This window comes from Janthinobacterium sp. BJB446 (genome assembly GCF_002735655.1).
Classification (GTDB): domain Bacteria; phylum Pseudomonadota; class Gammaproteobacteria; order Burkholderiales; family Burkholderiaceae_D; genus Janthinobacterium; species Janthinobacterium lividum.
Map to the genome: position 1 here is coordinate 2,168,200 of NZ_PDZK01000001.1, position 20,875 is coordinate 2,189,074.

Consider the following 20,875-nt stretch of genomic DNA (forward strand, 5'->3'; position numbering starts at 1 on the left):
TCATCGGTTCAATAAAGTCCAGCTCACGCCGCAGGCGGCGGCCAGCACGCCGGCGCCTGCCAGCCATGGCCACGGCTTCCGCCAAAAGCGGCGCGGCTTGCTGGCCAGGGTATCGCTGGCGGCCAGCGCCACGTGGCGGCCGCTCACCTGCTGCCGGCCTTCGCCATACGCCACCATCAGCGCCTTGTGCGCCATGATGTTGATCAGGCGCGGGATACCCCCGGACGCCTGGTACAGCTTGCCCACGCCGCCACGGCTGAACAGGCGCGCGCCATCGAAACCGGCCACGCGCAGGCGGTGCGCCACATAGAAATCCACGTCGTCGCGCGACAACGGACCCAGGTGGTAGTGAAAGGTGATGCGCTGCGCCAGCTGGCGGATTTCCGGCAGGGCCAGCTTGACGTCCAGCTCCGGCTGGCCGAACAGCACGATCTGCAGCAGCTTGCGCTTTTCCGTTTCCAAATTCGTCAGCAATCGCAGCGCTTCGAGGCTGTCGACGGGTATCGCCTGCGCTTCGTCCAGGCACAGCAGCACGCGCTTGCCTTGCGCCGCCAGGTTGAGCAAGCGCAAGTTGAGGGATTTGAGCAATTGATGCTGATCAGCATCTTTCTCCAGCAATACATCGAGGTCGTCAGCCAGCGCCAGGATCAGCGAACGGGGCGGCAAGTTCGGATTCGGGATGTAGGCCGTGACGAAGTCCGGCCCCAGCGATTGCATGAACTTGCGGCAAAGAAAAGTCTTGCCGGTGCCCACTTCGCCAGTGATCTTGATAAAGCCCTCGCCATTGCGCGCCGCCACCAGCAGGGTGTTGAGCGCCTTTTGCGACTGCGGGCCGTTGAAAAAGAAACTGGTATCGGGCGTGAGGCCGAACGGCGCCTCGCGCAAGCCGAAATGGGCCTGGTACATTTAGCGCCGCTCCGACGGACGGCGCGGGTCGAGCGCCTCGATGCGCTTGCCCGAATCGAGCAAGTCCTCGTTCCAGCTATTGGCGCCATCGACGATGGTCGGCTTGATCAGCACCACCAGTTCGCGCTTCTGAATCACCTGTCCCGTGTTGCGGAACAGCGCGCCCAGCACGGGAATATCGCCCGCGCCCGGCACTTGCGAGCGGTCCGCCGTGGTGGCCTGGCGCATCAGGCCGCCGATGGCGACGATGCGGCCATCCTGGCTGCGCACCATGCTGTCCATCTCGGACGTGCTCGATGCGGCCAGCGGCAGTTTCAGCGAACCGGCGCTGCCCAGGTCGATTTCCTTGCTGATGGTCGACACCTGGCTGACGGATGGGTGCACGTGCAGGATGATGTTGCCATCCGCATCGATCTGCGGCGTCACGTCAAGCACCACGCCGGAAAAGAACGGTTGCAAGGTCACATTGGGGCTGGTGGTAGCGCCGCTGGCCGTCGTATTCGTGGTGGTCGACACGCCCGTCACGTAAAACTCGTCCGTGCCGATCTTCAGCACGGCCTTCTGGTTATTCATGGTGGCGATGCGCGGGCTCGACAGCACGTGCACGGAGCCTTGCGATTCCAGGAAGGAAATCATGGCCGCAAAATTGGCCGTCTGGAAAGCCAGGCCAAACATGGAACCGGCCGAATTCGCCGCCGAACTGAGGCCAAAGCCGCTGCTGGCCGTCAAGCCGCTGCCATTCGTCATGTTGGGCGGCTGGCCGCCATTGAACGGCAGCGGCGCCAGGGTGCCGCCCGGCTGGATGAAGCCCGTCGAAATGCGGTTCGTGTGGCCGCTCTTGATCGAGGCAAACGAGGCCCAGTTGATGCCCGTCTGCGTGTTGTCGTTGAGTTCGACTTCGAGGATTTTCGCTTCCAGGATCACCTGGCGGTCGACGGACAGTTGCGTGGCCTTCAAATACATGTCGACATTGCGCAGCTCTTCCGGCATGGCGCGGATGACGATCACGCCCGACTGCGGGCTGAGCACCACTTGCCGCCCGCCTTCGGCGCTGCCGACGATGGCTTCCAGCGCCGCCTTCAACTCCGGCCAGAAATCCGCCGTGGACGAAGTCGTCAGGTTGCTGCTGTCCAGCGTACGGCCGCCCTGGCCGCCATTCGTTTGCTGGCTCTGCTCGTTGTTGTTGCCCTGATTGTTATTGCCGCCATTCCCGCTATTGCCCGAGCCGCCCGAGTTGGTCGAGCCCACGGAACCCACCGACGTCGACGAGACGCGCAGGTTGGAGCTGCCGCGGCGCGCGCCCGTCAGGTAATTGACGTGGAACAAACGCGTCTGCATGGTCAGGGGCTTGATGTAGATCTGCGTGCCCTCGACCTTGTAATCGTAGCCATACAGTTCGCGCACGGCGTCGAGCGCCTGGAACAGGGTCACGTCCTTCAGATTGGCGGAAATCGTGCCGCCGATGTCGGGATGGACCAGCATGTTGTAGCGCGTGCCGGCCACGATGGAGGTGAAGAACTGGCGTGCCGGCACATTGTTGAAAGCCACGTTGAAGCGCTCGTCGAGCGCCGCGCGGGCCTTCGGCAATTGCTGGGCCAGGGCCGCCACGGGCGGCAGCAGCGCCGCTTCCACGGCGTCCGGCTGGGCCGTGGGCGCCGTGGTGGCCGCCGCGCCCTTGACGGCATCGGTGATCGCATTGTAGGTGTCACGCTTGACGGGCGCGACGTTGCAGCCGCCCAGGCCCAGGCTGACGCTGATGACAGCCGCCATCGTACTGATCTTGAACATGCTCGCCTTGTGTTGATTGAGTTGCTTGGCCACTTCTTCTACTCCTGCTTGCGGTCGGTCTTGCGACCGGTCTTATTGTCGGTCTTGCTGCTCGGATACAGCTTGAAGGTTTCCAGTGATTTTCCACGCCGCAACACGACAGCCGTGTCGTGGATTTCCGTCACCACGGCATCGCCCACCTTGCTGCCGACCTTGACTGTCTGGCCATCGATGACGGCCAGGCGGCGTCCGCCCGGCTGGGTGGAGATGAGCACCGATTGCAGCTGCGGCCGGGCCGCGACGACGGGCGCGGCACTGGCCGGCGCCCACAGGGCCGCCGGCGGGCGCGTCGGGTCGTCCAGCGTCTGTGCCTGCACGCCCGGCCATGCCAGGCTCAGTGCCAGGAAAGGCGCCAGCAGCGCGGGACCGAAGGTCAAAGTGCGATCCATGTATCGTCCATGCTGAGGGTATGTAAGGTCAGGGTCAGGGTGGCGCCCGGGTAGCTGGCAGAATCGAGGTGGGCGGCGCCCCAGAAGACGCGCGTCGGCATCGCTTGCAGCGCCTGCATGTATTGCACCATGTCGGCATAGCTGCCTTGCAGCACCACTTCCACGCCATGCTGGTGCAGCAAGGGTGCCGGGCTCGGTGCCTTGGCAGCGGCATCGACGTTCGCGGCATCGGCCTGGCGCACACCCACGGCGCTGGCGGGCAAGGTTTTCAGCGACACCACGCGCAATTCGGCATGCCGGCGCAGCAAGTGCTCGAGCAAGGTGACCATGCGCTCGGGCGCCACCAGGCCATGCTGCTGCTCGCGCAGCGCCTGCGCCAGCGACGCCGTTTCCGCCTGCAAAGCCACCAGGCGCGTGCGCGCTTCCTGGTCGGGATCGGTGGCGTGGGCGAGCATGGTCAGCTCGATTTCCTTGTTCGTCGCGGTCAACAGGCTTTGTTTTTGCGCAATGCTCGCTTCCAGCGCGGCGCGTTTCGCCAACAGGGGATTGAAGCTCATGAAATAAAACACGAACAGGACGGCGGCCGCAGCGGCGCCAAACACCATCAGCCGCTCGCGCAGGCTGAGGGCGTCGAAGGCGGTGGCCCATTTCTTCAGCAAGGGCAGCATCAGCGTGTTCCTCCAGCAACAGGTTTTGCCGGCGTGGCGGCACGATCTGCAGATTGCAGGCTGAACGCGATATAAGGCAGGCCAGGCGTCTTGCCCTCGGCCACGGCCGGCTGCTCGGGCTGGCCGATGTCGAGGCTGGCGAAGGTCTTGCCTTTCAGTACCTCCTGCTGGCCCAGACGCGTGATGTAGGCGGGCAGCAGCGACGCATGCAAGGCGCGGCCCTGCAAGCCGAAATCATTGCCGGCGCCGGCGATATCCACGCCCGTCAGCCATACGCCCTCGACCCTGGCCTGCGCCAGCGCGCGGAAATAGCCGGCATAGCCGCGGGTATTGCCCAGCTTGCCGCTTTCCAGCACGTTTGACGCATCCTGCAGCAACTGGCGCTGCGCCTCGACGGCCGCCAGTTCCTGCGCCAGGGCCGGGTCTTTCTTGCGTGGAGGAAAATCGCGCAGAATCTGGTCGCGCTTCGCCTCGCCTTGCGCCAGCGCCGCCTTGACGCCCGCTTCGCGCTGTTCCAGGCTGGTCAAAGCTTGCTGGGCCAGCACGCCCACGGCCAGCAGCGCCAGCGCCAGGCCGCCCAGGCCCAGGCTGGCCGTGCGCGCCGACATATGGTGTTTTTTCAGTTCAAACTGGGGATTGAACAGATTGATCTGCTGGCTCATGCGCCCTTCCCTTCGTGCTTGCCCGGGTGCAAGCCAACCTCGCGCAAGCCTGCGCCGATGGCCAGGAAGTAGCGCGCCTGCATGGCGGGGTCGCGCAGCTCGGGGGCCTGCGACAAGTCCAGCACCGTGGCCAGGTCCAGCTGCTCGACGGGCATATAGAGATTGTCGGCCAGGTATGCGTGCAAGCCGTCGGCCGCGCCCGTCATCAGCATCAATCGGGACAGCGAAATGAAATGGAACTGGCGGTCGAAGTGGTCGAAGGAGCGCTGCAGTTCCAGGGTGACGCGGTCGTAGTACTGGCTGGCGTCGGGCGACTGCAATTGCGTCACAGTCACGTCGATGCGGCGCGCCTGGTACAGTTCGCCATTGAAACTCATGGTCAGCAAGCCGCCGTCGCCATCGAAAGACAGCACGGCGATGCCGCGTCCCGGCGTTTCCAGCAAGGTGGCGATATTACGCTGCGCCATCTCGGGGATATCGATCACGGACAGGCCGATCTTGCATTCCGCGTATAGCGCCTGGCGGCGCGACACGGCGCTGTTGCGCGCGGCGACGGCAAACACGCTGCTGCCCCGCTGGGTGCCGTTCGGGTCGCCGGGGATGTCGAACACGTCGATGGTGGCCTCGGCCAGGGGAAAGTCCAGCATGTCTTTCAAACGCCAGCCCACGGCCGTCTTCAGCTCCTCGCGCGGCACGGCCGGCGCTTCCAGCGACAGCAGCTGGTACTCGCCACCGGCCAGCACGCTGGTGCAGTGGCGCGCTGACGCCTGCAGCTCCTTGCCCAGTTTTTCCAGCACCTCGGCCGGAGCAGGCCGCGCGGCCGCCTGGTAACTGGCGCCCCGCACGCGCGGCATGCCGCCGGCGGGACGTTCGACAACGACAGCGCTGACGCCTTCGCGGCCAAACGCCGTGGCCAGCCAGCCATCGTACTTCTTTGCTCTTGCGAATAAACCCATGCGAACTATCCAGTGTAAGTGCCTGCCCGATCTTGTCGCGCAGATAATGCATCCAGCCAATTTTAATTCATGAAGCCAACTTTATTGTGTAAAAACAATAAATTAGCGATCTTTTTTTCACCTAGTTGACCTTACTGCGACAACACGGCTTGCAGGCGGCGCTGGACATAATCCGCGTTATTGCCCGCATTCGGACAGCCGCCGGCTCCTGGCTGGTTGCAAGCCGTGGCCGTGATGGTCCAGCTGGTCAAGGTGCCGGGCCCCGTGGCCGTGCTGCATTGCACGGTGACGCTGAACGCCGACAGCGTCGTGCCGGCCGGCAAGCTGAACGTGCTGGCGCCGAGACATGCCGCGCCAGTGGTCAGGCCAGCGCTGATCTGTTTCTGCAGCCCCCATTCGAGGCCGGCACGGGCAGCCTGTTCGGCGCGCACGCCCTGCACGTCCATCGCCGATTCCGTCTGCTGGAAGGTGGAGATATTCACCATCACGGCCGCCAGCGCGGCCAGCACCACCAGCAGGAAAATGGCCGTGACGAGGCTGAAACCGCGCATGCGGCGCGCGCGGTGGCGCAGCAAATGCGTCATGGCGTATTCCTCGCCTGCACCTGTTGCACCAGGCGCAGCACGCCCGTATTGCTGTTCGCCGCGCCCAGGCTCAGGCTGATATTCACCAGGCCCCGCTGCACATTGGCCAGCACGGTGTAGCTGAAGGCGCACCCCGTTACCTGGCGCGCCAGCAGTGCGCCATCCTTCAAGTCCGCCGCAACCGGCTGGGTGGCCTGGATGGCATAGCCCGCGTAACGGGTCAAGGTGCCGGTCGCCAGATCGCACGCATAGGTCACGGGCGTCGACACCACCTGGAAACGGTTCGACGGCGACGGCAGCGGCGCCGGCGCCGTCGCGAAAGGATAGCTGCCAAGCGTGACGACATTGCCGGCCACGCCCGTCACTGCCGCGCGGTTGCAGCCGGTCGCCGCGCTGCAGGAATAGGCGTCGTTCGGCGTGTAAGCTCCCCCCAGGTTGTAGACGACGATCTGGTCGCCCACGCTGATCGCCTGGCGCGCGCCCAGCGCATTGGCGGGCATGGCGCCGACGACGCTAAAAGCTGGTGAGGCGGGGGTGGTCTCAAAGCTCAGCACACTGCCCAGTCCCGACGGGTCGCTGTCGCTCAGGTAGCGTCCGCCCGTCTTGGTCAGCAGCAATTCCAGGAACAGGCCGTTGTTCGAGACGCGCACGCTGTTGGGCAGGGCCAGGCGCACATCGCGCGTCAGGCGGCGCGCCGCCGTATCGGCCGTGTCGGCCAATGCCGCGCGCGCCGCGACATCCATATAGCCCTGCACGGGCACGCGGATGAAGACGGCGACCATGGCGCCGATGATGCCCGTGATGACGATCACGATGACCATCTCGACGAGGGTAAAGCCGCGCGGACGGCGCCTGGCGTTAAGGAAATTTTTCATGGGATACTGTTCGGCGCATAGCGCACGCGATAGCCGTCGAGCACGATCTGCTGGTCCGCATACGGCACCGTCACCTGGATACGCAGACCTTCCGTGGCGGGCAAGCCGTTCAGGGCTGCCTGGGTGATCACCACAGAGGCAACGTATTCCTGGGGGGAACCTGCAGCCCAGACGGCGCCCTGCGCATCCGTCTTGTAATTCGTGGCCGTGCCATACGCGCTCACGTAATCGTTGACGTTGTCGAAAGGCCGCGTCACGCCGTCCGCCTCTTGTCCGGCCACTTCCGGGATGGCGCAGCCGGCCGGGCTGGTGGCCGTTTGCGCGGCAGGGTCTTGCGGATCGCAATACGTGAAACGCGCCAGCTGGATTTCTTCCAGCATGCCTTCGGCAATCGCCAGCGCCTGCTTGCGCAGCTGCGGGTCGGCGCTGTGCTTTGTCGTCAGGCTCATCACGCCGAGGATGGCGGACGAGGCCAGGCCGACGATGACGATGAACAGCACCAGTTCGATCAGGGTCACGCCGCGTTCACGCCGGCGCCGCTGGCTAATGGACATAGCCCGTCTCCCCCTCGACCGTGACGACGCGCGGCGTGCCCTCGCCCCGGATGCTGATCTTCAGCCGCGCAGGGAAAGCCGATGGCGCCGGGAACACATCGCCCTGCGCATATGGCTGGCCCAGCGCATCGAAATAAAAGCTGGGCTCGCCTGTCACATCGGTGGACAGGGCAACGCCGGACGGACGGCCTTCGCACAGCCAATTGTTCCCCGGGCAATACTGCTGCGTCTCCTTGCTGCCGCTGTTCTTGCCCGTGGGCGGCACCACCTTCTGCTCATCGCTGCATCCGGCATCGAAGCACAGCGCCACGCTGTTGGCATCGATGTGCACAAACACGGCACGGTTTTGCGCCACCGCCAGCTTTTGCCCGTAGCGCACGATATTCGTCACCTGGTCGGCAAAACTGCGCGCGTCAAAAGTGTCGCGCTGGAAAAACCGGTTGACGGCAAACGTCGCCAGCAAGCCCGCCAGCACCAGCACGGCCACCAGCTCGATCAAGGTGAAGCCGCGCGCAGCCGTACGCCGCAGGGAGCCTGGCGGCCCTGCTTGGCGATGCGGATGCGGAAAGTCTGTCGGTGGCTGCTGCAATGGATGACCCGTAAAAAAGCCCAACGGGCTGGCGCCTGGGGTTGGGCTGGTGGTGCGCAAGAAGAGCCAGGATCTGGCCTGAACCTTCTTGCCGATGGCGAATGGCTTACTTGCAGGTCAAGGTACTTGCCTTGAGATCGACAGTCAGGGCACCGCCTGCAGCGGCAGGGGCCGTATAGACCACCGAGCAGTCCTTGCGCGCGGCATTCGCGGTCACATCCACAGTCACGGTCAAGGCCGTACCAGCGATAGCCAGGCCATAATCTTTGTCTGAAAGACCTGCAGCGGCCTTGATACCTTCCGCAGTCGGATAGCCGAACTTCCCGACGACAGTCACACCTTCCATGGCGATATCATCAGCTGCGCCACCACTCACCAGATACTGGGCATGGTACAGCGCCGCACCTGCCTTGATCGCGCCAGCAGCCGCCTGCATCTTGGCCACGCGTGCATCGGTCGACATGTCGATGAATTTAGGAATCGCCGTGGCGGCCAGGATGCCGAGGATGACGATGACGACGATCAATTCGATCAGGGTAAAACCTGCCTGGGCGCCGCTTTTCATACTACGTAAAGACTTGTTCATTCTTGCTTTCTCCAAAATCAAATAAAAAAACTTCAAAACCAACGCCATGAAACTGTCGCTGCACCGGACCAGGAAGCGCGTCAGTTTGCTGCCGATTCCGGCGCTTTCCACACCACGATATCGGGCTCCTGGGCGAGCTTGTCAAGATCGGCGTCTGCACCCGGCAAGGTTACCTTAAATTTCACTGCATCAACCCCTGTAGTGGGAAAAATATTGCCTTTACTAAACAAATAGATGATTTTTTGTTCTTTTTTGTCGTACAACCAATTCCCTGTTGGTAATTTCGCAAGGTCCGCCTGCGCGAACTCGCCCAGGTAGTTGGCTGGCTTATCCATCAGCCAGTCGAACGGGTTTTGCCGCGCCAGCGCCGGCATCCTGTCGCGCCGGTCCGCCAGGTACAAGTGCAGCACCTGCACCCGCAAACTGGTGCGCAAGACGCCCAGCATCTGCGCCACGGCCACCTGCTGCGCCTGCTGCTGGTAATAGCTGACCCGGTTCAGGAACACGGCCATCAGAATGGCAAACACGCCCGCCACCACCGCCAGTTCGAACAGGGTGAAACCGCGCTGGCGGAGCGGTTTTCTCATCAGTGCAGGGCCGCCCGGCCCAGGTCCCAGATCGGCAGGAAGATACCCAGCGCCAGCACCAGCACCATGGCGCCGAGGAAGACGATCAAAATCGGCTCGATCTGCGCCGACAGGGTCTTCAGCTCGTAATCGACCTCGCGCTCGTACATGTCGGCGATCTCGTCCATCAGGTCGTCGAGCGAACCGGATTCCTCGCCCACGGCGATCATCTGCAGCACCACGGGCGTAAACACGCCGGCCGCCACCGAGGTGCGCAGGATGCTTTCGCCCCGCTCGACGCCGTCGCGCATCTGCTCCACGCGCGCGCTCAGATACGTGTTGTCGACCGTTTGCGACACCACCGTCAGGGCCTGCACGATAGGCACGCCGCTAGTGCTCGACAGGGCAAAACTGCGCGCGAAGCGGGCCATCGTGCCCTTCAGGATGATCTTGCCGGCGATCGGCAGGCGCAGCTTGGCGCGGTCCCATTTATACAGACCCTCTTTCGTGCGCAGCCAGGCGCGCCAGCCGAAAAAGCCGCCCACGCCCAGCATCAGCAAGATGGGCCAGTACGTCACCGTAAAGCGCGAGGTGCCGATCAGGATGCGCGTCATCAAGGGCAGTTCCGCATGGAAACTGGCAAACACCTTCTCGAACTGGGGAATGACGAAGATATTCACCACCACCATGGCAGCGAGCATGGCGAAGACGACGAAGGTCGGGTAGCGCGTCGCCGTTTTCACGCGCGCGCGCATGTCGCGGTCGAATTCCAGGTGGTCGAACAGGCGCAGGAATACTTCGTCGAGGCGCCCCGTCATTTCACCCACGCGTACCATCGACAGATAAAACGGCGTGAAGATGGCGGGATGGCGCGCCATGGCGGCCGACAGTTCGCGGCCCGCGTCGAGCGACTCGCGCACATCCTTGATGATGCGCCCGAACGCGGGACTGATGGCGGACTCCTGCAAGCCGGCCAGGCCACGCATGATGGGCACACCCGCCTTGAGCAGGGTGTACAGCTGGCGGCTGAACAGCTGCACATCCATGGGCGTGACTTTTTTCTCGGTCAGCCTGGCCCACCAGCCCAGCTGGTTGGCGCCGGCCTTCGTCACCGTCTGCCTGGTGGCGCTGATGTCGACGGGCGTGCTGCCGCCCGCCATCAACTGGTCGGCCACGGCGCCGCTGTCGGCGCCTTCCATCACGCCGGTCAGCAGTTCGCCACTGGCGCTGCGCGCCTTGTAGGAGAAAAACGGCACCTCAATCCTCGCTCTGGTTGCTGATGCGCATCGCTTCCATCACCGTCGTACGGCCCTGCACCACCAGCTGCACGGCGTGGCGGCGCAGGGTTTCGCCCGCCATCTGCGCCGTCGCCACCTTCATGAAGTGGGAAGGATCGGCATGGTTGGCGGCGTCGGCCACGGCGCGCGTGATTTCCAGCAATTCGTACACGCCCGTGCGGCCCCGGTACCCCATGCCGTTGCAATGCGAACAGCCCTTGCCGTGGAAATACTGGTTGCGCTCGACCAGCTCGCCCAGTTCCAGGCGCAGCCATTCGTATTCGTTCGGCGTGGGCGCGTACGGCGTACTGCAGCTTTCGCAGATCACGCGCACCAGGCGCTGCGCCAGCACGGCTTGCAGCGAGCTGCCCACCATGTAGCGCGGCACGCCCATGTCCATCAGGCGCAGCGGCGTGCTGATGGCGTCGTTCGTATGCAGGGTCGACAGCACCAAGTGGCCCGTCATGGCGGCGCGCAGGCCGATTTGCGCCGTTTCCTGGTCGCGCATCTCGCCCACCAGCACGATGTCGGGATCCTGCCGCAAGGCCGAGCGCAGCACGCGCGCAAAGTTCAGCTCGATCTTGTCGTTGACTTGCACCTGGTTAATGCCGGGCAAGCGGTACTCGACGGGGTCTTCCACCGTGATGAGCTTTTTTTCCACGGAATTGAGCTCGGACAAGGCACAGTACAGGGTCGTCGTCTTGCCGCTGCCGGTCGGCCCCGTCACCAGCACGAGGCCGTTCGGACGGCTGACGATGGCGCGGAACTGCGCCACCAGCGCGGGCGGCATGCCGATGGCGTCCAGGCGCAAGGTCGTGCCGCCCTGGTTCAGCAAGCGCATCACCACCGATTCGCCGTACTGCGTCGGCATGGTGGAAATACGCACGTCGATGCGCTGGTTTTTCACGCGGATGGCGAAACGGCCATCCTGCGGCAGGCGTTTTTCGGAAATGTCGAGGTCCGACATCAGCTTCAGGCGCAGCGCCAGGGAACTGGCGATCTTGCTGTCCGCTTCCGTCTGCAGGTGCAGCACGCCGTCGATGCGGAAGCGGATCTGCAGCCGGCCTTCCTGCGGCTCGATGTGGATGTCCGAGGCGCGCACCTGGGTGGCATCCTCGAACACGGATTGCAGCAGCTTGACGATGGGCGCCTCTTCCAGGCCCGGATTGGCGGCCAGTGCGCCGAAGTCGACGGAAACGTCGCCCAGGTCCTGCTCCAGCTCGCGCGTCAGGGTGGAGATATCCTCCGTACGGCGATAGATGCGGTCGATGGCGGCCAGCACTTCCGTTTCATTGACGACAGCGAGCTCGATATGGCGCTTGACCAGGCGCGAGATTTCATCGTACGCAAACAGGTCGGTCGGATCGGACATGCCGACCAGCAAGCCCTCGCGGCGGTCTTCCAGCACCAGCGCGCGGAAGCGCCTCGCCTGGGTTTCCGGCAGCAGCCGCACCAGTTCGGGATTGATGTTGAAAAACTTCAGATTGATGTAGGGAATGTCGAGCTGGCGCGCCAGCGCGCCAGAAATCTGCTCTTCCGTGACGAAGCCGTGCTCGACAAAAACGCGGCCCAGCTTGCGTCCCGAACGCTTCTGTTCCGTCAAGGCTTGGCCCAACTGTTCTTCCGTCAGCAATTTCTGCTGCACCAAAATTTCACCGAGCCGGACTTTCTCTGGCCTTGCCATGCTTGCTCCTCGACAAATTCTTCAGACGCTGCACGCCAGCGGCGCGCGGGAGTATTTTATTCCAGAACCTCTTGTTTCTTAAAGAAAATATATTCCATCGTTTGATTTTTGCGCATTTCAACACTCTGCAAGGAAACACTTGCCGCCCACCTGCGCCCATGGCAATAATGGGGGTCATTCCCCGTCTTGCTGCCGACTATTACCCCTATGAACGCCTACGCCATCGAGTTCCACAACGTGCATCTGCAACTGGCGGGCGGCGCCGTGCTGCGCGGCGTCAATCTGCAGGTGCGCGCGGGGGAACTGTTCGGCCTGGTCGGCGTGAATGGCGCGGGCAAGACTTCCCTGCTGAAATGCCTGCTCGACTTTTGCATGCCGGAGCGGGGCGAGATCGCCATTTTCGGCCAGGCGCACCGCCACGGCGCGGCGCGCCAGCCCCTGTGTTTTCTGCCTGAACGTTTTCAGGCGCCGTATTACCTGACGGGTGGCGACTTCCTGCGCTACCTGGCGCGCCTGCATAATGTGCGCCCCGATGCGCACGCCGAGCAGCAAGCCCTGGACGCGCTGGACCTGGCGCCGGACGCCTTGCTGCGCCCCGCGCGCGACTATTCGAAAGGCATGATGCAGAAACTGGGGCTGGCCGCCTGCTTGCTGTCGGGCAAGCCGCAACTGGTGCTGGACGAACCGATGAGCGGACTCGATCCAAAGGCGCGCGCACAGTTCAAGCAAGTGCTGCGGCAAGCGCGCGCGCAGGGCCGCGGCGCGCTGCTCACCTCGCATGCGCTGGCCGACGTGGAAGAATTGTGCGACCGCATGGCCATCCTGCATGCGGGCCGCATCGTATTTACGGGCACGCCAGCCGAATGCCGCGCGCGGCATGGCGGCGCGACCGATGCCAGCCTGGAACAGGCTTTCCTCAATTGCATCGCGGCATGAACGCCCCGCTCTCCGCGCCGCCCGGACGGCCTTACGCCCCCTCCCCGCACGGCATGTATCTGCGCCATTTCGGCTTGCGCACGGCGCCGTTCGGCATCACGCCGGACCCGGCCTTCTTTTACGCGGGCAATACCCGGGGCGAACTGCTCGATGCGCTGCTGTATGCCGTCACGCAAGGCGAAGGCATCATCAAGCTGACGGGCGAAGTGGGCAGCGGCAAAACCATGCTGTGCCGAATGCTGGCCGAACGCCTGCCGCCCCAGGTCGACGTGCTGTATCTGCTCAATCCCCGCCTGGAACCGGATGACGTCCTGCACGCCATCGCCGCCGAGCTGGGCCTGGCGCTGGACGGATGCCGCGCCGATGCCGTGCTGCACGCCCTGCACGGCGAGCTGATCGCCCGGCATGCGGCGGGACGCCAGGTGGTGCTGCTGGCAGAGGAAGCGCAAGCCATGCCGGGCGCCACCCTGGAAGCGCTGCGCCTGCTGACGAATTTGGAAACGGCCAGCCACAAGCTGCTGCAGATCGTCCTGTTTGGCCAGCCGGAATTGCAGCAGACGCTGGACTTGCCCCAGTACCGCCAATTGAAGGAACGCATCACCCACAGTTTCACCGTGCCGCGCCTGCCGAAGTCCTTGCTGGACGACTACCTGGCATGCCGCCTGGCCGCCGCCGGCCGCACGGCGCCGCTGCTCTTCACGCCAGCCGCGCTGCGCCAGCTGGCGCGCGCCGCGCAGGGCATCGTGCGCAGGGTCAATATCCTGGCCGACAAGTCCTTGCTGGCCGCGTTTGCGGACGATGCGCAGGACATCAGCGCGCGCCACGTGCGCCTGGCCATTGCCGACAGCCCCTTCCACCGTCCGCCCTGGCATGCGGGCAAGCTGCTGGCGGGCGTCTTGAGCGCGCTGATGCTGCTGCTGGCCTTTGCTCTGCTGTGGCAATGGCTGACGAGCAACCAGGGTCAGATGCGCCGCACCGCGCCCGCCGACGCAGCCGCAAGCGCGCTCCAGGCAACCGTTGCGCGCACGCCGCTGCCATTGCAGCCCACGCTGCTCGACAGCAAGCTGGCCGAATCGCGCGACTGGCTGGCAAAGCAAAGACCGCAGCAACTGGTGCTGCAAATTGCCAGCCTGCCCGCCACCGAAAAGGCCGCGGCGGAAAGCTTCCTGCAGCAGGCGCAGCAAGCCATCGGCCTGCACGACCTCCACGTGTTTCGCCTGTCTGGCGCAGCCCCCTCAAACGCCGCCGCGCGCCTGGTCATCGTCTATGGCAGCTTCGCCGACCGGGCCAGCGCCGAAGCCGTTTCGGCCAGGCTGGCGCCCACGTCGCCACAGAAAATATTGCTGAGCGACATAGATAGTATCCGCACGGAAATGAAAGCCGCAGCGCCGCCACAAACAAGGCGTGGCGCCCCCTGACTTTATTTCGGTATATTGCCTCCCGGGCACGCACAGCGATTGCTTTTAGGCGATCATGCTGGGTAAAATTACAAAAGCACAACACGACTTCAAGGGCGAACTTTTCATGAATCAACACCCTATTCCTGTGCTGGCCTCCTGGGTCGCCCTCGCCTGCAGCACCATGCTGTCCGGCTGCGCCACGCATCAAACGCCGCTGTCGCCTGTCCACATCAATGCCGCGCCCCTCCCGGCCGGCGTCATTCCCGAACCTGTGCAGCAAAGCAGCGCACTGGCCGCGCCCCTGCCGGCGCCAAAAATGGAAACCTACAGCGTCACCGTGCACAAGGTGCCCGTGCAATCGCTGCTGTTTGCCCTGGCGCGCGACGCGGGCATGAATATCGATATCCACCCGCAGATCGAAGGCAGCGTCACCCTGAATGCGCTGAACCAGACCCTGCCGCAACTGCTGGCGCGCATCGGCAAGCAAGTCGACATGCGCTACGAAATCGATGGCAAGAACCTGACGGTGTTGCCCGACGCGCCCGTATGGCGCAATTACAAGGTCGATTACGTCAACATGGCGCGCAGCACCAACAGCAGCGTGAATATCGCCACGCAAATTTCCACGGCAGGCGGCGGGTCGAACAATGCCAGCAATCCCGTTGGCAACACGCAGGGCAGTGGCAGCAGCGGCAATAACAATTCGACCACCCTGGTCGTGAATCGTTCGGAAAATAATTTCTGGTACAGCCTGGAAAAGAATATCCGCGACCTGCTGCGCGAAACCACGCTCAACGACGTGCAGGTGGACCCGCTGGCGCAGCTGAACCAGCAATTGACGACCATGCCCGGCCAGCAGGGGCAGCAAGGACAGCAGCAGAACCAGGCCGGCAACGTCCCTGCCGCCGGTGCGACTGGCCAGTACGGCGCCCAGCCGCCGATGCAGTATGGCAACCAGAATGGCAATCCGAATGGAGGTCAATCTGCGCCGAGCCAGCAGGGGACCAGCCAGAACGCCACGCCTGGCCAGCCGCTGGACGCGAACGGCATGCCGCTGTTAAAACTGGCCAACAAGGGCAGCCCCTCGTCCGTCGTCGTGAATGTGGAAGGCGGCTTGATCGCCGTGCGGGCCACGGGGCGCCAGCATGAAAAGATCGCGGAATTCCTCGACGCCGTGTTGCACAGCGCCAAGCGGCAAGTGCTGATCGAGGCAACCATCATTGAAGTGCGCCTGAGCAATGAATACCAGCAAGGCATCAACTGGGCGCGCCTGACGGGCAGCCTGCAGCTGCGCCAGGGACAAGTGGGCACGGCGGCCCTGTCCAGCGGCGTCACGCCGAACGCCACGCCCGGCATCTTCCTGCTCAATTATCTGAAAGACAGTTTTTCCACCACCATCCAGCTGCTCGAATCGTTCGGCAAGGTGAAAGTGCTGTCCAGTCCGAAGATCAGCGTGCTGAACAATCAAACGGCCATGCTGAAAGTGGTCGACAACAATGTCTTCTTTACCATCAAGGTGACGCCTGCCGTGATCAGCTCGACAGGCACCATCACCACGCCGGCCACCTATGAGTCGAAACTGGAAACGGTGCCCGTCGGCTTCGTCATGAGCGTCACGCCGCAGATTTCCGACAGCGATGAAGTCACCCTGAACGTGCGTCCCACCATCACGCGCATCGTGGGCTACGTGCAAGACCCGAATCCGGCCCTCGCCAGCGTGATCAGCCGCGTGCCCGTGATCCAGGCGCGCGAGCTGGAATCGATCATGAAAGTGGGCAATGGCCAGATCGCCGTGATGGGCGGCCTGATGCAGGATTCCGTCGACAACGCCAAGGATGGCGTGCCTGGCCTGTCCAGCCTGCCAATCGTGGGTAATCTGTTTACCTACCGCAATGAGGCAAGCAGCAAGACGGAGCTGGTGATCTTCATGCGCCCCGTCGTGGTCAAGGATGCCAGCGTCGAGGGCGATTACCGCGACTACCGCTACCTGCTGCCCGGCCAGGCGCCGCTCAACAGCCAGCCATACACGGATGGCCCGCCAGCGCCGGCCGTCCGGCCGCAGGCGCGCCTGCAGGGAGACTTCCCATGAGTTTGCTGATGCAGGCGCTCAAGAAGGCCGAGCGCGCCAAACAGAACAGCCTTTCCGACGAGGAGCTGGAAAAGCCGTCCGAAGCCTACGACCAGGTACTGGAACTGGCGCCGGCCGACGCCCTGCCGCCCCGTCCCGCGCCAGCGCCAGCGACCGTGCAGCCGCCAAGCACCTTGCGCCTGGAACCGCTGGCGGACGCGCCCGTGCCGCAACCGGCGCAGAATGCAGCCCAGCCAGATCCACAGCCAGCTGCACAGCAAGGCGCGCAGCCAAGTCCGCAGCAGCCCACTCGCCCCGAACCGCCGCAGGCCAGGCCACGCGCCAGCCGCAGCAATCCGCCGCCGAAAGGCCCCACGGGGCCCATCAGCGTCGATCCGGCCACCGTGCGCCTGGCCGTGCTGCTGGCGATATTGCTGGTGGTGGCAGGTTCCATGGGATATTGGTACTGGCGCGCCAGCACCAGCCCCGGCGCGGGCGCCAACCTGCCCGGCGTGCCCATGCCGCTGACGGACGCTCCGGGCACAACCGGCGTTGCCGGCCCCGTGCTGGTGCTGCCGGCAACGGGTGCCGCGCCGCCCGACGCCATGACGCCCGCCGCACTGCCGCCCGACTATCCGCGCGACACGCGCCAGCAAACAGGTGCTGCGGAGCAGCAGGCGATGATACAGGCGGCGGCCCAGGCCGCCGTGGCGGCGCAGCTGGCGCAGATGGCACCGCCCGCACCGCCCAGCCTGCCGCCCGTGGCGGCGCCCGACAATAGCCAGATCCAGGTGCAGCGCAGTGTCGCCGCGCCGCAAATCAACCCCGGCGTGCAGCAAGCCTACCAAGCCTTCAACGGGGGCCAGCTGGGTTCTGCTCGTCAGCAATATGAAACCGTGTTGCAGCAGGATGCCACCAACCGCGACGCGCTGCTGGGCCTGGCTGCCGTGGCCTTGCGCGAGCACCAGGGCGCGCAGGCGGCGGCGCTGTACGTGCGTTTGCTGGAAATCAATCCCGACGATGGCGAGGCGCTGGCCGGCCTGATCGGGCTGCGCAAGGGCGACGTGGCGCTCAGCGAGGCAAAATTGAAAGCTATCCTGGCGCGCAGCCCCGACAGCGCCCCCGTGCTGTTTGCATTGGGCAATGTGTACGCCAAGCAGCGCCGCTGGAACGAAGCGCAACAGCAATTTTTCCGCGCCTACGGAGCCGCGCCCGGCAATCCCGATTATGCGTTCAACCTGGCCGTGGGCCTGGACCGGCTGAACCAGCCCCGGCTGGCCGCCACGTATTACCAGCGCGCCCTGACCCTGGCGCAAACGACGCCCGCCGCCTTCGACCAGGCCGTCGTGCAAACGCGTTTGCGCGAACTGGCGTCCCCCGCGGCAGCGGCCGAGCCGGCCATCATCACACCCCGTCAGGAATAAGCATCACATGGCAGAACAGGCAAAACTTCCCCTCGGCAAGCTGCTGATCCAGAAAGGCGTGATCAGCGAAGACCAGCTGCGCATCGCCCTGATCGAGCAGCGGCGCAGCAGCGAACCGCTGGGCAAGCTGCTGATCACCCTGGGTTTTGTGACGGAAGCCACCGTGCGCGAGGCCCTCAGCGAAAACCTGAAACAGGTCAGCGCGGATCTGTCCAGCCTGGTGGTCGACGCCATCGCCCTGAAACTGATCCCGAAGGACGTGGCCAAGCGCTACCGCGTGTTTCCCATCGTGTATGAACGGCAGGCGGACAACCTGATCCTGGCCATGGCCGACACGAGCAACATCGTGGCGCTCGACCAGATCAGCGCCATGCTGGTCAAGGGCATCACGATTTCCACCGTGCTCGTCAACGAATCGGACATTTCGCGCGCCATCGACCAGTACTATGGTTTCGAGCTGTCGATCGACGGCATCCTGCACGAAATCGAAACGGGCGAAGTCAGCTATCAAAGCATGGCCTCGCCATCGGACGAGTACAGCCAGCCCATGGTGCGCCTGATCGATGCGCTGCTGGCCGATGCCGTGCAGAACGGCGCCTCGGACATCCATTTCGAGCCGGAACAGTCGTTCCTGCGCATCCGCTACCGCATCGACGGCATCCTGCGGCAAATCCGCAGCCTGCACAAATCGTACTGGCCGGCCATGGCCGTGCGCCTGAAGGTGATGTCGAACATGAATATCGCCGAGGCGCGCGCGCCGCAGGATGGCCGCATCAGCATCAAGTTTTCCGGGCGGCAAATCGACTTCCGCGCCTCGGCGCAGCCCACCACGCATGGCGAAAACGTCGTGCTGCGCGTGCTGGACCGGCAAAAAGGCATCGTCCCGCTGGACGCCCTGGGCCTGGCCGACGCGGAACTGAACTTGCTGAAACTGATGATTGCGCGCCCCGACGGCGTGATCCTCGTGACGGGCCCGACGGGCAGCGGCAAGACCACCACCCTGTATTCGATACTCAACCATATCAATACGGAAAGCGTCAACATCATGACCCTGGAGGACCCGGTCGAGTATCCGATGAACATGATACGCCAGACCTCCGTCAACGAATCCGTCAAGCTGGGCTTTGCCGACGGCATCCGCTCGATGATGCGGCAAGACCCGGACATCATCCTGGTGGGCGAGATCCGCGACCGCGAAACGGCGGAAATGGCCTTTGCGGCCGCCATGACGGGCCACCAGGTATATTCCACCCTTCATACGAGCTCGGCCATCGGTTCCGTCGCGCGCCTGCTCGACATCGGCATCCTGCCCGACATCATGGCCGGCAACATCATCGGCATCGTGGCGCAGCGCCTGGTGCGGCGTTTGTGTCCGCATTGCAAGGAAACCGTCATTGCTGACAACGTCGAGCGCCGCCTGCTGGGCCTGGCCACGGATGAGGCGCCCGTCTCCATCTGCCGCGCCGTGGGCTGCGAGCGCTGCGCGCATCAGGGCTACAAGGGCCGCCTGGCGATCATGGAAATCCTCAAGATGACGGCCGAACTCGATGAGTTGACGGCGCGCCGCGCCAGCAGCCGCGAACTGAAGAACGCAGCGCGCGCGGCCGGCTTCAAGGGCATCGTCGACGACGGCATGCGCCGCGTACTCGAAGGCGTCACCACACTGGAAGAAGTGGGCCGCGTGGTCGACCTGACGGAAAGGCTGGCCTGATGGCGCAATATGTCTACCGCGCCATGGATGCCAGCGGCGCATTGATTCCCGGCAGCATGGAGGCGGCCAACGTGCCGGACCTGGAAGCGCGCCTGCACCGCATGCAGCTCGACTTGATCGACTGCAAGATCACGGGCCAGTACCTGGTGTTGCTGGGCAAGCGGATCATCCACCGCCGCGACCTGATCAATTTCTGCTTCCACATGGAGCAATTGACGGGCGCGGGCGTGCCCATCCTGGAAGGCTTGAACGACTTGCGCGAAAGCACGGACCACCCGCGCCTGCGCGAAGTCGTCACGGATCTGATCGAAAGCATCGAGGGCGGCTTGCCCCTGTCGGGCGCACTGGCCCAGCATGGCGACATCTTCGACGCCACATTCACCAGCCTGATCCTGGCGGGCGAACAGAGCGGCAGGATCGCCGACGTGTTCAAGAACCTGTCGGAAAGTTTGAAATGGCAGGACGAGCTGGCCTCGCAGACGCGCAAGATCGTCATGTACCCCGTCATCGTGGCCATCGTCGTGGCGGCCGTGACGTTTTTCCTGATGATCTATCTGGTGCCACAGCTGACGGCGTTCATCCGCAACATGGGCGGCGAGCTGCCGCTGCATACGCGCGTGCTGATCTTTGTCTCGAATGTGTTCATCGATTACTGGTATCTGCTGCTGGCCTTGCCCGTGCTGCTGTTTTTCGGCCTGCGCGCGCTCATCCGCCGCAGCGAGGCGGCCCGTTATGCGTGGGATGGCTTGAAGCTACGGCTGTGGCTGGTCGGCCCCGTGCTGCACAAGATCATCCTGGCCCGCTTCGCCACGTTTTTTGCCCTGATGTATGCCTCCGGCATCACGATACTCGAATGCATCCGCCTGTCCGAAGGCATCGCCGGCAACCAGGTGGTGGCGGCCGGCCTGCGCCGCGCCGCGCAGCTGATCGGCGAGGGTTACGGCGTGACCGCCGCCTTCCAGCACACGGGGATCTTCCCGCCGCTGGTGATCCGCATGCTGAAGGTGGGCGAGGCAACGGGTTCGCTGGACACGGCCTTGCGCAATGTCAGCTACTTTTACAACCGCGAAGTGAAGGAATTGATTGAAAAAGTGCAAGCCATGATCGAGCCGGCCATGACGGTCATCCTGGGCTTGCTGCTGGGCTGGATCATGCTGTCGGTACTGGGGCCGATCTACGACACCATCAGCACGATCAAAACTTGAGATTCGAG

At 64.0% G+C, this 20,875-nt stretch carries 20 protein-coding genes; 6 read left to right on the plus strand and 14 right to left on the minus strand.

From position 1 onward, the window contains the following. From CSQ92_RS09560 to CSQ92_RS09625, 14 genes are all read right to left on the minus strand, one after another. Nucleotides 1-906 (minus strand): ExeA family protein, encoded by a 906-nt coding sequence (locus CSQ92_RS09560; protein WP_034781117.1) that lies wholly within the window; start codon nucleotides 904-906, stop codon nucleotides 1-3. Beyond that, a complete protein-coding gene (gene mshL, locus CSQ92_RS09565; RefSeq protein ID WP_099394651.1) occupies nucleotides 907-2,694 on the minus strand; it encodes a pilus (MSHA type) biogenesis protein MshL in 1,788 nt (595 codons plus the stop codon). A gap of 38 nt (nucleotides 2,695-2,732) precedes the next feature. Beyond that, nucleotides 2,733-3,122 carry an MSHA biogenesis protein MshK gene (locus tag CSQ92_RS09570; protein ID WP_099393970.1) on the minus strand — a complete coding sequence of 130 codons (390 nt, stop codon included), beginning with the start codon at nucleotides 3,120-3,122 and terminating at the stop codon, nucleotides 2,733-2,735. After that, nucleotides 3,107-3,790, minus strand: coding sequence for a type II secretion system protein GspM (gene gspM, locus CSQ92_RS09575; protein ID WP_099393971.1), 684 nt, complete (start codon nucleotides 3,788-3,790; stop codon nucleotides 3,107-3,109). Before gspM ends, CSQ92_RS09570 begins: the two co-directional genes overlap by 16 nt. Next, nucleotides 3,790-4,452 carry an MSHA biogenesis protein MshA gene (locus CSQ92_RS09580; protein WP_099393972.1) on the minus strand — a complete coding sequence of 221 codons (663 nt, stop codon included), beginning with the start codon at nucleotides 4,450-4,452 and terminating at the stop codon, nucleotides 3,790-3,792. Before CSQ92_RS09580 ends, gspM begins: the two co-directional genes overlap by 1 nt. Continuing rightward, entirely contained in the window at nucleotides 4,449-5,408 is a 960-nt protein-coding gene (locus tag CSQ92_RS09585) for an agglutinin biogenesis protein MshI (protein ID WP_099393973.1), read from the minus strand. The genes CSQ92_RS09580 and CSQ92_RS09585 overlap by 4 nt, the downstream gene beginning before the upstream one ends. 131 nt (nucleotides 5,409-5,539) lie before the next feature. Continuing rightward, on the minus strand, nucleotides 5,540-5,992 hold the full coding sequence (locus CSQ92_RS09590) for an agglutinin biogenesis protein MshP (protein ID WP_099393974.1): 453 nt from the start codon (nucleotides 5,990-5,992) through the stop codon (nucleotides 5,540-5,542). Further along, entirely contained in the window at nucleotides 5,989-6,867 is an 879-nt protein-coding gene (locus CSQ92_RS09595; protein WP_099393975.1) for a prepilin-type N-terminal cleavage/methylation domain-containing protein, read from the minus strand. The genes CSQ92_RS09590 and CSQ92_RS09595 overlap by 4 nt, the downstream gene beginning before the upstream one ends. Next, on the minus strand, nucleotides 6,864-7,421 hold the full coding sequence (locus tag CSQ92_RS09600) for a type IV pilus modification PilV family protein (protein WP_099393976.1): 558 nt from the start codon (nucleotides 7,419-7,421) through the stop codon (nucleotides 6,864-6,866). Before CSQ92_RS09600 ends, CSQ92_RS09595 begins: the two co-directional genes overlap by 4 nt. After that, nucleotides 7,411-7,950: a type II secretion system protein gene (locus CSQ92_RS09605; RefSeq protein ID WP_099394652.1), complete on the minus strand. Its 540-nt coding sequence runs from the start codon at nucleotides 7,948-7,950 to the stop codon at nucleotides 7,411-7,413. The genes CSQ92_RS09600 and CSQ92_RS09605 overlap by 11 nt, the downstream gene beginning before the upstream one ends. Nucleotides 7,951-8,116: 166 nt before the next feature. Further along, nucleotides 8,117-8,644: a type IV pilin protein gene (locus tag CSQ92_RS29555; protein ID WP_306532419.1), complete on the minus strand. Its 528-nt coding sequence runs from the start codon at nucleotides 8,642-8,644 to the stop codon at nucleotides 8,117-8,119. A gap of 32 nt (nucleotides 8,645-8,676) precedes the next feature. Beyond that, a complete protein-coding gene (locus CSQ92_RS09615) occupies nucleotides 8,677-9,183 on the minus strand; it encodes a type II secretion system protein (protein WP_099393978.1) in 507 nt (168 codons plus the stop codon). After that, complete coding sequence (locus CSQ92_RS09620) at nucleotides 9,183-10,418, minus strand: type II secretion system F family protein (protein ID WP_034781100.1); 1,236 nt, start codon at nucleotides 10,416-10,418, stop codon at nucleotides 9,183-9,185. Before CSQ92_RS09620 ends, CSQ92_RS09615 begins: the two co-directional genes overlap by 1 nt. Before the next feature lies 1 nt (nucleotide 10,419). Continuing rightward, nucleotides 10,420-12,123: a GspE/PulE family protein gene (locus CSQ92_RS09625; RefSeq protein ID WP_034781098.1), complete on the minus strand. Its 1,704-nt coding sequence runs from the start codon at nucleotides 12,121-12,123 to the stop codon at nucleotides 10,420-10,422. A 207-nt stretch (nucleotides 12,124-12,330) separates the two neighbouring features. Here CSQ92_RS09625 and CSQ92_RS09630 point away from each other — a divergent pair, with 207 nt between their 5' ends. The 6 genes from CSQ92_RS09630 (at nucleotide 12,331) to CSQ92_RS09655 (ending at nucleotide 20,867) form a co-directional block, all read left to right on the plus strand. Next, nucleotides 12,331-13,059, plus strand: coding sequence for an ABC transporter ATP-binding protein (locus CSQ92_RS09630; RefSeq protein WP_099393979.1), 729 nt, complete (start codon nucleotides 12,331-12,333; stop codon nucleotides 13,057-13,059). Then, a complete protein-coding gene (locus tag CSQ92_RS09635; RefSeq protein ID WP_257219181.1) occupies nucleotides 13,056-14,477 on the plus strand; it encodes an ExeA family protein in 1,422 nt (473 codons plus the stop codon). The genes CSQ92_RS09630 and CSQ92_RS09635 overlap by 4 nt, the downstream gene beginning before the upstream one ends. A gap of 106 nt (nucleotides 14,478-14,583) precedes the next feature. Next, nucleotides 14,584-16,548, plus strand: a complete 1,965-nt coding sequence (locus CSQ92_RS09640; RefSeq protein ID WP_099394653.1) for a secretin N-terminal domain-containing protein — start codon at nucleotides 14,584-14,586, stop codon at nucleotides 16,546-16,548. After that, nucleotides 16,545-17,951 carry a tetratricopeptide repeat protein gene (locus CSQ92_RS09645; RefSeq protein ID WP_099393981.1) on the plus strand — a complete coding sequence of 469 codons (1,407 nt, stop codon included), beginning with the start codon at nucleotides 16,545-16,547 and terminating at the stop codon, nucleotides 17,949-17,951. The genes CSQ92_RS09640 and CSQ92_RS09645 overlap by 4 nt, the downstream gene beginning before the upstream one ends. A 7-nt stretch (nucleotides 17,952-17,958) precedes the next feature. Beyond that, nucleotides 17,959-19,662 carry a GspE/PulE family protein gene (locus CSQ92_RS09650; RefSeq protein ID WP_099393982.1) on the plus strand — a complete coding sequence of 568 codons (1,704 nt, stop codon included), beginning with the start codon at nucleotides 17,959-17,961 and terminating at the stop codon, nucleotides 19,660-19,662. Beyond that, nucleotides 19,662-20,867 carry a type II secretion system F family protein gene (locus CSQ92_RS09655; protein WP_070256783.1) on the plus strand — a complete coding sequence of 402 codons (1,206 nt, stop codon included), beginning with the start codon at nucleotides 19,662-19,664 and terminating at the stop codon, nucleotides 20,865-20,867. The genes CSQ92_RS09650 and CSQ92_RS09655 overlap by 1 nt, the downstream gene beginning before the upstream one ends. Nucleotides 20,868-20,875: the final 8 nt, after the last annotated feature.